This window comes from Muricoccus nepalensis, assembly GCF_006438825.1.
Taxonomy (GTDB): Bacteria; Pseudomonadota; Alphaproteobacteria; order Acetobacterales; family Acetobacteraceae; genus Roseomonas; species Roseomonas nepalensis.
Window position 1 is genome coordinate 213,800 of sequence record NZ_RCZP01000001.1, and the last position, 14,783, is coordinate 228,582.

Genomic DNA, 14,783 nt, shown 5'->3' on the forward strand with positions numbered 1-14,783 from the left:
TGGCGGCCATGACAGGGCGCGGCCGGCCGGGCAGGATCGCGGGCGGGGCACCGCCGGAACAGGCGGGCCCGCAGGAGGAAGGCGTCATGGACGAATTTGATCGGCCGGCCATCGGCCGGCGGGCCGGGCTGCTCGGCGCCGGGGCGGTGCTGGGCGCCCTCCCCTTCCCGGCCCGGTCCCAGGGCGGCTGGCGGCCGAGCCAGCCCGTCCGCATCGTCGTGCCCGCGGCCGCGGCCGGGACCACCGACATCATGGGCCGCCTCCTCGCCCCTTTCCTGCAGGAGCGCTGGGGGCAGCCCGCGGTGGTGGAGAACCGCTCGGGGGCCGGCGGCACGCTCGGCACGGCGGAGGTGGCGCGCGCGCGGCCCGACGGGCACACGCTCCTCATCGGCAACATCGGCCCGCAGTCGATCGCCTACTCCCTCTTCCGCAACCTTCCCTACCGGCCCGACCAGCTCGCCCCCGTCTCCAACATGATCCGCGGGCCGAACGCGCTCATGCTCCACCCCTCCGTGCCCGCGCGCACGGTTCCCGAGTTCGTGCAGTACCTCCGGGACCGGAAGGGGCGGCTAAATTACGGCACCTCGGGGCCCGGCCAGTCGGGCCACCTCTCCGCGGTCTGGTTCCAGCAGCTCACGGGAACGGAGGCCACGGCGGTGCATTTCCGCGGCGCCAGCCCGGCCATGCTGGCGCTGATGGCGGGCGACGTCGACTTCCAGATCGACAACCTGACCACGGCCGTCGAGCAGATCCGCGCGGGGAAGGTGCGCGCCCTCGGCGTGACGAGCGCCGACCGGATCGCGCAGATGCCGGAGCTGCCCGCCCTGCGCGAGACGATGCCCGAGCTCGCTTCCTACGATGTCAGCACCTGGTTCGGCGCCTTCCTCCCAGGCGGCACGCCGGAGCCGGTCGTCCAGGCCTTCAACGCGCAGATCAAGGCGATGCTGGACCTGCCGGCGACCCGCCAGCGCTTCGCCGAGATGGGCGGCGTGCCCGCCTACGGCACGGCCGCGGAGTACGCGACCTTCGTGCGGGCGGAGATCGAGAAGTGGCGCGCGGTGGTGCAGCGCGAGGGCCTTCAGATGGATGTCGGGTAAGCCGCCAGCGCCCCTTCGCCGCACCGCCCGGCCGGGTGCAACCGGCGCGAAGCCCAGGGCAGGCGCGCCGGCGCAGCACAACCTCGCGGCGATGAGACGAAGATCCACTCGCGTCGCAACGGCCGACGCGGCGGTGCCCCGCGCGGCGCGTGGGTGGACACCCCCTCCGTTCCTGCCTAACAGCCCTCCGCCCTTACGGACGGATGGCCTCGAGCATGCAGGAACGGCGCGTCGCCAACAACTTCGACCTGATCCGGCTGGCGGCCGCCCTGGGGGTGCTGTTCTCGCACGCCTTCCAGCTTTCCGAGGGGAACTACCGGAGCGAGCCCGTCTGGCAGATCGGGGCGCACCAGACGACCATCGGGCGTCTGGCGGTGATCGTCTTCTTCATCGTCTCGGGCTACCTCATCACCGCCTCCTTCCAGCGCCGGCCGGACGCCGCGCGCTTCTGTCTCGCGCGCGCCCTCCGCCTGCTTCCCGGCCTCGCGGCCATGCTCCTGCTCGTCGCGCTCCTGGCCGGCCCGGCGCTCTCCACGGTCGGCCTGCGCGACTACCTCGCCGATCCCCAGACTCACCGCTTCGTCGTCGGCAATCTGCTCGTCTTCGGCTATCAGGAGTGGCTGCCCGGCCTCTTCGCGGCGAACCCCCTGCCTCGCGTCGTCGCCGGCAGCCTCTGGACGCTGGCCTACGAGGCCGGCTGCTACGGCGCCGTCCTCGCGCTGGGCCTCGCGGGGCTGCTGCGCCGTGGGCCCGTCCTCGCGCTCTACCTGGGGCTTCTCGTCGCGAACAAGCTGTGGCTCGGGGGAGAGTGGGTGCAGCTCGGCAGCTTCTTCGCCGGCGGCGCGGTGATGCAGCTCTGGGCGGTGCCGCTGCGCGCGGGGGTGGCGTGGGGCTGCGCCGCGCTGCTCGCGGCCTCCGTGGCCATCACCGGCTTTCCGGTCGCCGCCGCCACGGCGGGCGTCTACCTCGTCATCTACCTCGCGCTCGCGACACGCCCGGTGGCGCTTCGCTTCGGCGACCTGTCCTACGGCACCTACATCTACGGCTTCCCCGTGCAGCAGGCGGCCACGATGCTGCTCGGCGCCGCCGCCTCGTGGTGGTCGAACTTCCTGGTCAGCCTGCCGGTGGTCCTGGCGCTGGCCTGGATGTCCTGGCACTGGGTGGAGGCGCCCGCGCTGGCGCTCCGCCCCTGGCTGGAGAGGCGGTTGCCACCGGCGCCGGGACGTGTGGCCCTTGGCAAGCCGCCAGCCGCCTGATCCCGCCCGCGCCGGGCGGGGCTGGTGGCCGGAGCAGGCCAGGCGCCCGCCCGATCGCCGCGCCACGCGGAACCGCCCGGCCGAGATCACGGTAAGTAGCCCATCTCCTCCGGGAAGCGGAACGCGCCCTGGGGAAGGCGGCGCCAGTCCTGGGCCACGTAGATGGCGGACCAGGCGAGCTGGCAGACCGGCAGGTAGCCCGCGCCGCGAAGGAACTCGTCGAGCGCTCCCTCGCGCCGCCCCGCCTGGAAGCCGCGGAACCCCTCGAAGTCCTCGACGATGAGAACGGTGGGCCGCATGTCGTCGAGCCCGGCCGACCGCAGAACCTCCAGATCCAGCCCCTCGCAATCGACCGAGAGCAGATCGACGTGCCGGCCGGGCAGGTGCTCGCCGACGATATCGCGCAGCGAGCGGCACTCCACGGCATGCTGGCCCTTCAGCGGATTGCCATCGGCCGCGATGAGGTTCGCCCGCTCCTCCGAGAAGGTGTTGAACTTGTCGTACTCGAATTCGTAGTAGGTCAGCGTGCTCGGCGTCTCCGCGACGCCCATGGTCAGGTAGGTGTCACGCGGCCGCGCCTTCCGGAACTTCGCCGCGAACTGCGGGTTGGGGTCGATCGCGAGCCCGCTCCATCCGAGAGAGTAGAGGAAGGCCGTGTTGGATCCTTCCAGCGGGTCGTTCGCCCCGACATCGACGAAGGTGCCCTGGGGCTGGGGACGCAGGAGCCGCAGCATCGCGTGGTCCTCGCCGAACTGCGAGAACGAGGGGAGCAGGCTGCGCAACGCTTCCGGGGGCAGGCGCGTCAGCTGGCGGACGCGGCGGTAGATTCGGTGGCTGATGCTGTGCACCATCAAGGCAGCGACCTTTTTCCCACGACGGAAGTCACCCTATGGGAGGACGTCCGCCCCGTCAGTGGCCGGCCGCTCACTTTGTCGACGGCAGGGCAAGGCTCCGTGCCAGGCCCAGGGCCGCGCGCGAGCCCTGCGCCGCCCCGGGGGCGATGCCCGGCGTTCCCGCGCCCGCGCGGCCCCGTCAGGCCGCGCGCGCCGGGCGGCTTCGCTCCAGCGCCGGGAGCGCGGCGGCAAGCTTGCGCTCCTCCTGCTCGTCGAGCGCGAGGCGGAGCCGGGTCTCACCCGGGCCTCCCGCGCCAATGATGGAGGCGGCGAGCGGGAAGGCGAGGAACGGCACGCGAAGCGTCGCGCGCGCGCCGGGCGCGAGGCCGGGGCCGCCGGTCACCCGCGCACCGCCGGCGGAGATGTCGACCAGCTTGACCGGGTGCTCCTTCCCCGCGCTCCCGAGCACCGCCTCGCACGGCATGTCGAAGCGCGGCGCGCTGCGGCGGTTCACCTCCGGCGTGGAGGTGCGCACGACCCTCACCAGCGTGCCCCGCATGCTCTCGATCTCGATCCGCGCCTGCGCTGCCGCCTCGCGCACCTGGCCGGCGCGGTGGCCCGCGTCGGCCGTGGCGGAGGACACGTGCCCGATCTGGACGGCCACCTCGCGCGCGGCGCCGGCGGCCCCGGCGACGCTCCGGGCGATCTCGTTCGTCGCCGCGGACTGCTGCTCGACGGCCGCGGCGACGGCGGTGGACATGGCGCTGATCTCGTCGACCCCGCGCGCGATCTCCTGCACGGTCCGCACGGCCTCGCCGGTGGCGGCCGAGATCTCGCCCACGCTCTGCCCGATCTCCTCCGTCGCCTTGGCCGTCTGCGCGGCGAGCGACTTCACCTCGGCGGCCACCACGGCGAAGCCCCGGCCGGCCTCGCCCACGCGCGAGGCCTCGATGGTGGCGTTGAGCGCCAGCAGGTGGGTCCTGGAGGCGATGTCCGCGATGAGCACGAGAACCTCGCTCACGCGGGACGCGGAGGCCGAAAGTCCCCGGATGACCTCCTCGCTCGCACGCCCCTGCTCCACGGCGCGAAGGGCGACGGCGGAGGCGGTGGCGATCTGCGAGGAGATCTCGCGCACGCTCGCCGACATCTCCTCCGTGGCGGCCGCCACGGTCTCGGTGTTCTCCAGCGCCTCGCGCGCCGCCGCGGCCACGGTGGCGCTGCGCTCCGCGACCGTCTCGGCCATCCGCGCCATGCTGTCGGCCTCGTCGGCCATCATCGCCGCGCGCTGGCCGATCGCCTCCACGGCGGCGCCCGTCTCGGCCTCCACGCGGCTCGCCATTCCCTGCAGCGCGCCGCGCTTCGCCTCCTCCGCGGCCTCCTGGTCCGCCGCCTGCCGCTCGCGCAGCGCGGCCGCCTCCGTCATGTGGTTGCGGAGCACGGCGAGGGCCGCGGCCATCCCGCCGATCTCGTCGGACCGCCCCTCGCCCGGGATCGCGGCCGTCGCCTCGCCGGCCACGATCCGCCGCATGGAGGCGGCCAGCTGGACCACCGGCCGCGCGAAGCCCGCGCCGATCCAGAAGCCGAGCGGCACGATGCCGAGAACCGCGGCCAGGAGGAGCACCATCCCCTTGCGCTCCACGTGGTCCAGCGCCGCGAAGGCCTCCGCCGTCGGCACGCGGACCAGGGCGGACCAGCCGAGCCCGGCGAAGCCCATGGCGCCCTTGCTGCGCGCGTAGCCCACGGCCTGGTCGATCCCCTTCCGGAGATGCAGCGCGATCATCGCGCCGCCGTTGCCGCCGGCCACCGCCTCCCTCGCGGCGGGCACGCCCTCCTCGACAAGGTTCAGGCGCCCGATGACCCCGAAGTCGCGGGCGTAGGCGCCGGGCCGCGACGCCGGGTCGTGGTCGACGATCACCGCGCCGGACGGGTCGAGGATCGTCACCTCCGCCCTGGGCATGCCGCTGGCGACGAGGCGCGCCTGGAAGTCGGAGACGATGCTCTCGACGAGCCCGAAGTCGGCGAAGTTGGCCCAGACCCCGATCAGCTCGCCCGCGAGGTTACGCACCGGCGCCGCGAAGACGATCGAGTAGCCATCCTCGCCCGGGAAGGCCGCGGCGATTTCGGCCGAGCGCGCGGGCGCCTCCACCACCGTGCCGGTCAGTCCCTCGGGACCGACGAGGAACTCCTCGCGCAGCGTCCGGCCGAGCCAGGCGGCGTCGGCGAAGGAGCGCGCGTAGAGCCCCTCCGAGGCGATCGGTGCGCCCGCGGCGTCGCGCGAGTTGACGGCGAGCACCTCCCCGGACGGGCTCACGAGAAGGGAGAGCTTGTAGACGCCGTAGGCGGCCACGTACTGGTCCATGACCCGGACCAGCGGGTTGTCCGCGGAGGGGCGGCGCCAGTTGCCGGGCTCGTGCGCCGCGGTGTTCAGCCCGAAGGCCTGCACGTCGCCGTAGCGCTCGAACAGGTTGCGGTCGATCGTGTCGCTCAGCGTCGCCGCGGCGTCGGCCAGGCGCGAGAGGGAGACCGCGCGGAGCGAGGAGCGCTCCCACAGGTAGGCACCGCCGAGCAGGGCCGCCGGCGTGAGGCCGAAGAGCAGCAGCAGCAGGACGATGCGTCCGCGGATGTTCAGCGAGGCTGATCGCACGAAGGCGCCCTCCGTTCAGCGAAACAGGCCGAGGCAGGCTGAGGGCGCGGGCTTAATGGAGGGTTTCCGCGGAAGCCCCGGCGTAACGCGCGGTGGCGCGGCGCGGAACGGCCGGCCCTGGCGGGGGGCCCGCCGCGGTGGCACCGTGCCGCGCGTCCGCCGGGGCGTGGCGGGCGAGGCGACGGGGGGAAGGGGTCAGGCCATGGACGGGATCGACGAGGCCGCGGCCGGTCGCGCGCGGCGCGACGGCGGGGACGGCGCGGTCGTGGTCGTCGGCGCCGGCCCGGTCGGGCTGGTGGCCGCGATCGAGCTCGCGCGGGCGGGCCTGCGCCCGGTCGTGCTCGACGCGAAGGAGGGCGTGGCCTGGAGCAGCCGGGCGATCTGCATCTCGCGCCGCAGCCAGGAGATCCTCGACCGGATCGGGGCCGGGCCCGCCTTCGCCGCCAAGGCCCTGCCCTGGTCCCGCGGCCGCACCTTCCACCGGGACCGGCTGGTCTTCCGCCTGGAGATGCCGCACGCGCCCGGCGACCGCCACGCCCCCTTCGTGAACCTCCAGCAGTTCTACACCGAGCGCTTCCTCCTGGATGCGCTACGGGAGCACGGCATCGAGCCGCGCTGGGGCAGCCGCGTCACCGGCCTCGCGGAGGACGAGGACGGCGTGACGCTCGAGGTCGCCGGTGCCGAGGGCGCCTCCCGGCAGCGGGCGGGCTGGGTCATCGCGGCCGATGGCGGCCGCTCGGCGCTGCGCGAGCTGAAGGGGCTCTCGCTCCGTGGCAATTCCTACGAGGGCCGCTATCTCATCGCCGACATCGAGGTGCCCGGCGCCGACTGGCCGGTGGAGCGCCACGTGTGGTTCGACCCGCCCTCCAACCCCGGCTCCACCGTGATCCTGCACGTGCAGCCCGATGGCGTCTGGCGGATCGACTACCAGCTTCGCGACGACGAGGACTCCGAGAAGGCGCTGCGCGAGGAGAACGTCCTCTCCCGCCTCTCCGCGCAGCTCGGCATGATGGGCGTGCGCCAGCCCTGGCGGCTCGTCTGGCGAAGCCTCTACCGCGCGCACTGCCTCACCCTCGACGCCTACCGGCACGGCCGCGTGCTCTTCGCCGGCGACGCCGCCCACCTGGTGCCGATCTTTGGGGTGCGCGGCCTCAACTCGGGCCTCGACGACGCGCATAACCTCGGCTGGAAGCTCGCGATGGTCGCGCGCGGGGAGGCGCCGGCGGCGCTTCTCGACAGCTACTCGCACGAGCGCCTCCGCGCCACGCGGGAGAACATCGCGGCGGCGTCGAAGAGCACCTGGTTCATGTCCCCGCCGGCCGGCGGCGTCCGCCTGCTGCGCGACGCCGTGCTGACCCTCGCCGCCGAGCATCCCTGGGCGAGCGTCCTCGTGGACCCCCGGCAATCCTCGGCCCATGTCTACGACGATTCCCCGGCCGTGCTGCCGGACGCGGCGCCGGGGGGCGCGGGCGTCGCGCCCGGCTCGCCCCTGCCGAACCCGCCGGTGGTCCTCGCGGGCGGGACGGGCGCGGAGCACCTGCACGACGCGCTGCCGCCCCGGGGCTTCGCGCTGCTCGTCTTCCCGGCGGCCCTCGGCGCCGGGCACCTCGCGGAGCTGTCGGCGCTGCCGCTCTCCGTCGTCGCGATCGGGCCGGCGGAGGGGCTCGCCGCCCGGCCGGGGGCGGGGCCGGCGGTGCTGGACCCCGACGGCGCCCTCGCCCGCCGCTTCGCCGCCGCGGCCTTCCCGATCTACCTCGTCCGCCCGGACGAGCACGTCGCCGCCCGGCTCGGACCGGCGGCGGGCGCCGGGGAGGTGGCCGCCGCGCTCGACCTGGCCCTCGGCCGCCGCGGGGCCGGCCTGCCCCGCCCCGCCGTGGCGGCACCGCCCGCCGGCGACGCCCGCGTCGGCGCCCTCGGGCGAGAGGGGCTGGAGCGCGTCTTCGAGGCCGTGAGCGCGGGCGTGGACGCGGCCGGGGAGGAGGCGGACCGCCGCTTCCTCGCCCGCCTCGCCCTGCTGCTGGCCGAGGAGGTGGGCGACCCGGCGCGCGTGCTCGCCCTCGTGGCCGCCGCGTCCGAAGCGGCAGTCCCGGCGGTGCCAGCCACGGCGGAGATGGCCTGACGCCCGGACGCGACCGTTCGGGGCGGGCAGGGCGCGGCCAGCCTAGAGCTGCGATTCCAACGGGAGGCGCCGGACGAGCCAAGCCAGCGCGCGCCGCGACGCGGAGGCCTCGGGCTCGCGGCGCCAGGCCTCGCCCGCGCCGCCGGCCGTCCAGAGCAGACCGCCCGCGGGGTCGAGTGCCAAGCGCCAGCTTCGCGCGGGGGCGCAGAGGCGCCGGTGCTCCTGTCGCACCCCCTCCGCCACCGCCCGGTCCGCCACGAAGGTGCCCATCTCGGTGTTCAGCGCCCAGGAGCGCGGGTCGAGGTTGAAGGAGCCGACCGCCGCCTGCGCCCCGTCCACCACCAGCGCCTTCGTGTGCAGGCTCGCCCCGCGCGAGCCGAGGATGCTGGCCCCGTGCTCGCCGGACTGGCGCAGCTCGTGCAGCTCGACCCCCGCGCGCAGCAGGCGTTCCCGGTAGCGCGCGTAGCCGCCGTGGACGGCGACGACGTCGGTCGCCGCGAGCGAGTTCGTCACCACCACGACCCGCACGCCGCGGCGCGCCAGGCGTTCGAGCACCACCGCCCCCGCCTCGCCGGGGACGAAGTAGGGGGAGATGAGCAGCGCCTCCGAGGCGGCGCCCTCCAGCAGCGCGCCGATGGCCGGCGCAATCCGTTCCGCGGCCTCCCCCTCACCCGCCGCCTTGCCGGGGTCGTCCGCGATGAAGCGGATGCACCCGGAGGGCACCGACGACAGGGGCGCGCGCTGGCCGCTGAGGATCTCGGCCGCCACGGGATCGGCGCGGAGCGCGTCGCGGAAGGGCCGCGCCTCCGGCCGGTCGGCCGCGCGGTCCAGCCGACGGGCCAGGCCGCGCAGCCCGCCGCGGCGCTCGTGGGCCGCGCGGCAGATCTCCGCGACCGGGCGCGAGAGGGGATGCTGCCAGTAGCGGTCGAAGACCGCCCGCGCCGCGCGCGCCTCCGGCCCCGCGACGGCGAGGTCGAGGTCGCGGAAGTTGAAGTCGCCGGAGGCGTCGAAGTACTCGTCGCCCACGTTCCGCCCGCCGCAGATCGCGACCTGCCCGTCGGCGATCCAGGCCTTGTTGTGCATCCGCCGGTTCAGGTGCCAGCCGCCGAAGAGCATCTCCAGCAGGAGGCCGGCCTTGCCGAAGCGCCGCCAGCGCGTTGCGTTGAACAGCCGCACCTCAATGAAGGGATGGGCGTCGAAGGCGGAGAGGTAGCGCTCGCGCCCGATCGCGTACATGTCGTCGAGCAGGAGCCGCACGCGCACCCCGCGCCCCGCCACCCGCAGAACCTCGCGCGCGAGAAGGCGGCCGCTGAGGTCGTCCCGCCAGATGTAGTACTGCAGGTCGAGCGTGCGCGTGGCGCCCCGGGCCGCGCGCACGCGGGCGGCGAAGGCCGCGAGCCCGCCCACCGCCAGGCCCACCTCGTTCCGCGGCGCGTCGGGCAGGGGGCGGAGGGCGGCCCGGCCGCCCTCGCTGGCGGCCGCGGGCGACACGCTCAGGCCGCCTCCGAGGCCCCGTCGAGGGCGGCGCCGCCGGCCAGGATGGCCGGGTCGAGGCGCGCCCTCAGCGGGAGATGGTCCGAGGCCAGCCGCGCGAGCGGCGTGTCGTGCGCCTCCACCGCCGCGACGAGGCCCGGGCGGTTCCAAAACATGCGGTCGAGCGCGAGCACGGGCAGGCGGCTCGGGAAGGTCGGCGGCGACGCCCGCGCGTGGCCGAAGCTCCGCTCGAGCGCGCCGAGGGAGGAGCGCTGGCCGGGTCGCCACTCGTTGAGGTCGCCCAGCACCACCGTCGGGACCTCGGGATCCTCCGCGAGCGCCGCGAGGATGGCGGCCGCCTGGCGCTCCCGGTGCCGCTTGAGAAGGCCCAGATGCGCGGCCACGACGCGGATGCGCCCGGCCGGAAGCTCGAGGTCGGCGATGACGGCACCCCGCGGCTCCCCGCCCGGGAGCGTCAGGCGCCGCACGCCCGCGGGCTGGCCGACGCGGACGAGCAGCGCGTTGCCGTGCCACCCATGGCCGCCCGGCGTGGTGGAGAGGGGCACGAGGCGCAGCCCGGTGCGGCGCTCGACGGTCGCCATGTCCAGGAGGCCGACGCGGCGCCCGAGGCGGCGGTCGGCCTCCTGCAGGGCGACGATGTCGGCCCCGGTCTCGGCGATCACCTCGGCGATGCGCGCGGGGTCGAAGCGCTTGTCCACGCCGACGCATTTGTGGACGTTGTAGGAGACGATGGTGAGGGCCCCGGACACGCGGCGCGCCGTCATCGCCGGGCGGCTGCGGGCGCGGAGCAGCGCGAGCACGCCGAGCGCTGGCGACACGGCCTCGCGGCCCCGGCGCGCGATCAACCCGTTCATTCCACGCGCGGTCCGCTCAGGGGTATCGGTCATGCGACCCTGGTTTGGCCCTTTCCGCCCGGGCCTTCAAGGCGGCTCCGGCCCGCGTGAACCCCCGGCCCGGCGCCCTCGAGGGCACCGGCGGAAGCGCACGACGCGACAGGCCGCGCACGCCGTTACAACAGCGCACCGGTTGCGTCACGCGCCAATCGCGCGCGGGTGATCGTTGGGCACAAAACCTTACTTGCGGAATGCATGGTGCAGCGCAACATAGGGGGGAGGAATAGGGAGGGAACAGGCATTAGGAGCCCCTTGCCATGTTCGCATTCCTCGTTGGCCTCGCTGCCGTCTGCGCCGTCAATGTCTGGGTCAGCCGCTCGATGCACGACCGGCACCCGCGCGGCTTCAGCAACGCCCCCGTCGGGTCGTAGCCCGGGGCCCTAGCACCGGGCTCTCGCCCGACAGCGGCCGGTGGGCGGGGGCCGGTGCCCCCGTCCTCGGCCAGCCGGGCTCCGCCCCGCCGCGCGCCGCCCATCCACTTCGGAGCGGCGGGACGGCCTAGTCGTCTCCCTCTTTCTCCCGGCCCGGCGAGGCATCACCCTCGTCCGGGGCCGGCGGCGCGGCGGGCCGCATCGTCGCCGCGGCCGCGGCGTTCGTCGCCATGGCGGCGGCCGTCAGCGCGGCGGCGCTGGCCGCGACCGCCCGGACCGTCATCGTCGCCATCGCCTCCGCGCCCGCTTGCGCGAGCGAGGGCATGCCGGCCGCGTACCAGCGCGCCCTGCTCCGCGCGGCCAGGGCTGGCGCCGCGTCCTCGGGCGTCGCGGGCTCGGTCGCCGGTGGCATCGGCGTCTCCGAGCCGGCGCGCTGCTCCTCCGGAGCGACCGGGCCACGGCCCCGGGGCTTGCTCGCCGCGGCGTCGCCGGCCGGCTGGACCGGGCGCGAGGCCGCGCGGCGGGGCGCCGGGTTGGTCTTCGGCGCCTCTGCCTTCTTGGTTGAAGCGGCGCGCCGCGTCCTGGCCGGCGACGCGCCCTTGGCCAAGGCCGGCCGGGCGCTGCGCTTTGCGGGCCGATCGGCCGCGGCCGCCTTGCCGGCGCCGCGCCGCGCCGGCTTCGCCGTGGCGGTGCCGGCCGCGCGCTTCGACGTCGCGGGGCCAGTCCTGCGCGCCGTTGTGGCCTTCGCGGCCGCAGCCCGCCCCGCGCTCGCCGTTGCGGCCGGCGCCTTCGTGGCCCCTGTCTTGCGGGGAGCCGCCTTTGCCGGCGCGGGCTTCGCCGCGCGCGCCCTGGCGGGCTCGCTCCTGGCCGCCGCTGCGGGCTTGCGCTTCGCCGCCGTGGGCCTCGGCGTTGCGGCCGCGGCGCGCGACCGCCGCCTCGCCTCCGGCGCCGGGGCGGCCTTGTCCTTGTCGCGGGGGGTCTTTGCCATGGGGATCACCTTGCTCGATCAGGCCTGATGAGGAAACGAATCGCGCGGAAGGCCGAAGGTTTCCGGCTGGTTTCGCCTGACGGTGCGTCCCAGCAGGTCCCCGGCGGCCGCTGGACAGGCGGCGCGGCGCGGGGGACGCTCGCCGGCGGAGGGCCGATGGGAAGCTGGAGCGCGATCGCCGGCGGGGAGAGCCACCGCTTCGACGGCCTGGCGACGCTTCTCGCCGCCGCCTCCCCGCGCCGCTCGGGCGACGAGCTCGCGGGGATCGCGGCCGGGAGCGACGCCCGGCGGGTCGCCGCGCGCCTCGCCCTGGCCGACCTGCCGCTCGCGGCCTTCCTTTCCGAGGCCGTCGTGCCCTACGAGGCCGACGAGGTCACGCGGCTGATCCTCGACACCCATGACGCCCGCGCCTTCGCGCCGCTCTCGGGCCTGACGGTGGGGGCCTTCCGCGACTGGCTCCTCTCGCACGAGGCGGACGGCCCGGCCCTCGCCGCGGTGTCGCCGGGCGTCACGCCGGAGATGGCGGCGGCGGTGTCGAAGCTCATGCGCAACCAGGACCTGATCGCGGTCGCGCGCAAGCGGCGGGTGGTGAGCGCCTTCCGCTGCACGCTCGGGCTGGAGGGAAGGCTCGCCACGCGGCTGCAGCCCAACCATCCCGCGGACGACCCGCGCGGCATCGCCGCCTCCACCCTCGACGGGCTGCTGAACGGCTCCGGCGACGCGGTGATCGGCGTAAACCCGGCCACCGACAGCCTGCCCACCGCGCTCACGCTGCTGGAGATGCTCGACGGGCTCCGCGCCCGCTACGACATCCCGACGCAGACCTGCGTGCTGACGCACGTGACCAACGCCATCGCCCTCATGGCGCGCGGCGCGCCGGTGGACCTCGTCTTCCAGTCCGTCGCCGGGACGGAGGGGGCCAACCGCGGCTTCGGCGTCGACCTCGCGACGCTGCGCGAGGCTCGCGACGCCGCGCTGTCGCTGAACCGCGCCGGCCCCTCGGGCGAGGTGATGTACTTCGAGACCGGCCAGGGAAGCGCGCTCTCGGCAGAGGCGCATCACGGCGTGGACCAGCAGACGCTGGAGGCCCGCGCCCAGGGCGTCTGCCGCGCCTTCCGCCCGCTGCTGGTGAACACGGTGGTCGGCTTCATCGGCCCCGAATACCTCTACGACGGCAAGCAGATCATCCGCGCGGGGCTCGAGGACCATTTCTGCGGCAAGCTCCTCGGCCTGCCGATGGGGGCGGACGTCTGCTACACGAACCACGCCGAGGCCGACGGCGACGACATGGACGGGCTGATGACGCTGCTCGGCGTCGCGGGCGTGCACTTCCTCATCTGCGTGCCGGGCGCGGACGACATCATGCTCAACTACCAGAGCCTCTCCTTCCACGACGTCCTCGCGCTGCGCGCCCTGCTCGGCCTGCGCCCCGCGCCCGAGTTCGAGGCCTGGCTCGCGCGCATGGGGATCGCGGGAGCGGACGGCGCCATCCGCCCGCCTCCCCTCGCCTCCTCCCGCCTGCTGCAGCTCGCCCAGGAGGCGGGCGGTGGCTGAGACGCCGCGCGCCGCGGCGCCCGATCCCTGGGCGCGGCTGCGCGGGGCCACGCGCGCCCGCATCGGCCTCGGCCAGGCCGGCGACGCCCTGCCGCTGCGCGAGGTGCTGGCCTTGCAGATGGCGCATGCCCTGGCGCGGGACGCGGTTCACGCGCCGCTCGACACCGCCGCGCTGGCGGAGGCGCTCCGTCCGCATCCCGTCCTCCAGGCCCGCAGCGCCGCGCCCGACCGCGGCACCTATCTCCGCCGTCCCGACCTCGGCCGGCGCCTGCACCCCGGGGCCGCGCTGCCCGCGGGCGCCTGCGACGTCGCCTTCGTGCTCGCGGACGGGCTCTCGGCCACCGCCGTGCAGCGCCACGCCCCCGCCCTGTTCCACGCCTGCCTCGCGCGGCTGCCGGGCTGGCGGATCGGCCCCGCCGTCATCGCGACGCAGGCGCGCGTGGCGCTCGGCGACGCGGTGGGGGAGCGGCTCGGGGCGCGGCTGGTGGCGGTGCTGATCGGCGAGCGGCCGGGGCTGAGCGTGCCGGACAGCCTCGGCGTCTACCTCACCTTCGAGCCCCGGCCGGGCCGGCGGGATTCGGAGCGCAACTGCCTCTCGAACATCCACGCTCAGGGCGGGTTGAGCCCCGAGCTCGCCGCGGCGAAGCTCGCCTGGCTGATGCGCGAGGCGCTGAACCGGAAGCTGACCGGCACGGGGCTGAAGGACGACGCCGATCCCGCGGGCCTCGATGGGCCGGCAGGGGGCTGAGACGACACGGGAAGGAAACGCGGATGGACCTCGAACTCTCCGGCAAGCGCGCCGCCGTCACCGGGGCCTCGAAGGGCATCGGCCGCGCCATCGCCCTCGCCCTCGCGCGGGAGGGATGCGAGCTCGTCCTCCTCGCCCGGGACGCCGCCGCCCTGGCGCGCGTGGCCGAGGAGATCGCGGGCGCCGGCGGGCGCCCGGCCCAGACCATCCCCGCCGACCTCTCCCGGCACGAGGAGCTGGAGCGGGCGGCGGGCGGGATCGGCGCGCTCGACATCCTTGTCAACAACGCCGGCGCCATCCCCGCGGGCAACCTGCTGGAGGTCGGCAACGACGCCTGGCGGGCGGCGTGGAACCTGAAGGTCTTCGGCACGATCGGCCTCAGCCGCCTGCTCTACCCCGCGCTCAAGGCGAGCGGCGGCGTCATCGTCAACATCATCGGCGCGGCGGGGGAGCGGATGAACCCCGACTACATCGCGGGCAGCACGGGCAATGCGGCGCTGATGGCCTTCACGCGCAGCCTCGGCATCGGCGCGGCGCGGGACGGCATCCGCGTCATGGGCATCAATCCCGGCCCGGTCTCGACCGAGCGGAACGAGACCTTGCTGCGCGCCCGCGCGACGAAGGAGCTCGGCGACGCCGGGCGCTGGCGCGAGTTCCAGGCGACCATGCCCTTCGGCCGGGCGGCGACGGTGGAGGAGATCGCCTCCGCCGCGGCCTTCCTCGCCTCGCCCCGCTCCGCCTACACCAGCGGCACCATCCTCACAATCAACGGCGCGCCCCCCTGAG

12 protein-coding genes are annotated in these 14,783 nt (G+C 75.4%); 7 read left to right on the top strand and 5 right to left on the bottom strand.

What is annotated here, in order from left to right:
- Positions 1-86: 86 nt before the first annotated feature.
- Positions 87-1,097: a Bug family tripartite tricarboxylate transporter substrate binding protein gene (locus EAH89_RS00895; RefSeq protein ID WP_140880880.1), complete on the top strand. Its 1,011-nt coding sequence runs from the start codon at positions 87-89 to the stop codon at positions 1,095-1,097.
- A 215-nt stretch (positions 1,098-1,312) separates the two neighbouring features.
- On the top strand, positions 1,313-2,353 hold the full coding sequence (locus EAH89_RS00900; protein ID WP_161993446.1) for an acyltransferase family protein: 1,041 nt from the start codon (positions 1,313-1,315) through the stop codon (positions 2,351-2,353).
- Positions 2,354-2,439: 86 nt separating this feature from the next.
- Here the strand turns inward: EAH89_RS00900 and EAH89_RS00905 are convergent, their stop codons facing one another.
- Positions 2,440-3,204, bottom strand: a complete 765-nt coding sequence (locus EAH89_RS00905) for an FkbM family methyltransferase (RefSeq protein WP_140880882.1) — start codon at positions 3,202-3,204, stop codon at positions 2,440-2,442.
- A 181-nt stretch (positions 3,205-3,385) separates the two neighbouring features.
- Positions 3,386-5,830 (bottom strand): methyl-accepting chemotaxis protein, encoded by a 2,445-nt coding sequence (locus tag EAH89_RS00910; protein ID WP_140880883.1) that lies wholly within the window; start codon positions 5,828-5,830, stop codon positions 3,386-3,388.
- A 145-nt stretch (positions 5,831-5,975) separates the two neighbouring features.
- Here EAH89_RS00910 and EAH89_RS00915 point away from each other — a divergent pair, with 145 nt between their 5' ends.
- Complete coding sequence (locus EAH89_RS00915; protein WP_206667417.1) at positions 5,976-7,949, top strand: FAD-dependent monooxygenase; 1,974 nt, start codon at positions 5,976-5,978, stop codon at positions 7,947-7,949.
- A gap of 42 nt (positions 7,950-7,991) precedes the next feature.
- Here the strand turns inward: EAH89_RS00915 and EAH89_RS00920 are convergent, their stop codons facing one another.
- The 3 genes from EAH89_RS00920 to EAH89_RS00930 form a co-directional block, all read right to left on the bottom strand.
- On the bottom strand, positions 7,992-9,440 hold the full coding sequence (locus EAH89_RS00920; RefSeq protein WP_206667418.1) for a phospholipase D family protein: 1,449 nt from the start codon (positions 9,438-9,440) through the stop codon (positions 7,992-7,994).
- Positions 9,441-9,442: 2 nt separating this feature from the next.
- A complete protein-coding gene (locus EAH89_RS00925) occupies positions 9,443-10,330 on the bottom strand; it encodes an endonuclease/exonuclease/phosphatase family protein (protein ID WP_241666782.1) in 888 nt (295 codons plus the stop codon).
- Between the two features lie 504 nt (positions 10,331-10,834).
- A complete protein-coding gene (locus EAH89_RS00930) occupies positions 10,835-11,119 on the bottom strand; it encodes a hypothetical protein (RefSeq protein ID WP_140880884.1) in 285 nt (94 codons plus the stop codon).
- Between the two features lie 58 nt (positions 11,120-11,177).
- On the opposite strand from EAH89_RS00930, the gene EAH89_RS00935 reads away from it, so the two are divergent.
- The 4 genes from EAH89_RS00935 to EAH89_RS00950 all read left to right on the top strand — a co-directional run bounded on the left by EAH89_RS00935 (position 11,178) and on the right by EAH89_RS00950 (position 14,782).
- Positions 11,178-11,723: a hypothetical protein gene (locus EAH89_RS00935; protein ID WP_140880885.1), complete on the top strand. Its 546-nt coding sequence runs from the start codon at positions 11,178-11,180 to the stop codon at positions 11,721-11,723.
- A gap of 128 nt (positions 11,724-11,851) precedes the next feature.
- On the top strand, positions 11,852-13,249 hold the full coding sequence (locus EAH89_RS00940) for an ethanolamine ammonia-lyase subunit EutB (RefSeq protein ID WP_140880886.1): 1,398 nt from the start codon (positions 11,852-11,854) through the stop codon (positions 13,247-13,249).
- Positions 13,242-13,997, top strand: coding sequence for an ethanolamine ammonia-lyase subunit EutC (eutC, locus tag EAH89_RS00945; RefSeq protein WP_140880887.1), 756 nt, complete (start codon positions 13,242-13,244; stop codon positions 13,995-13,997). Before EAH89_RS00940 ends, eutC begins: the two co-directional genes overlap by 8 nt.
- Positions 13,998-14,020: 23 nt before the next feature.
- The gene (locus EAH89_RS00950) at positions 14,021-14,782 is read left to right on the top strand and encodes a short-chain dehydrogenase/reductase (protein WP_140880888.1); all 762 of its coding nucleotides are present in this window, start codon (positions 14,021-14,023) and stop codon (positions 14,780-14,782) included.
- Position 14,783 lies beyond the last annotated feature (1 nt).

Bases quoted from the DNA above. Each gene is read 5' to 3' on its own strand.
- EAH89_RS00905 (WP_140880882.1), bottom strand. From the start codon at position 3,204: ATGGTGCACAGCATCAGCCACCGAATCTACCGCCGCGTCCGCCAGCTG.
- EAH89_RS00925 (WP_241666782.1), bottom strand. From the start codon at position 10,330: ATGACCGATACCCCTGAGCGGACCGCGCGTGGAATGAACGGGTTGATC.
- EAH89_RS00930 (WP_140880884.1), bottom strand. From the start codon at position 11,119: ATGCCACCGGCGACCGAGCCCGCGACGCCCGAGGACGCGGCGCCAGCC.
- EAH89_RS00900 (WP_161993446.1), top strand. From the start codon at position 1,313: ATGCAGGAACGGCGCGTCGCCAACAACTTCGACCTGATCCGGCTGGCG.
- EAH89_RS00940 (WP_140880886.1), top strand. From the start codon at position 11,852: ATGGGAAGCTGGAGCGCGATCGCCGGCGGGGAGAGCCACCGCTTCGAC.
- EAH89_RS00950 (WP_140880888.1), top strand. From the start codon at position 14,021: ATGGACCTCGAACTCTCCGGCAAGCGCGCCGCCGTCACCGGGGCCTCG.
- EAH89_RS00895 (WP_140880880.1), top strand. From the start codon at position 87: ATGGACGAATTTGATCGGCCGGCCATCGGCCGGCGGGCCGGGCTGCTC.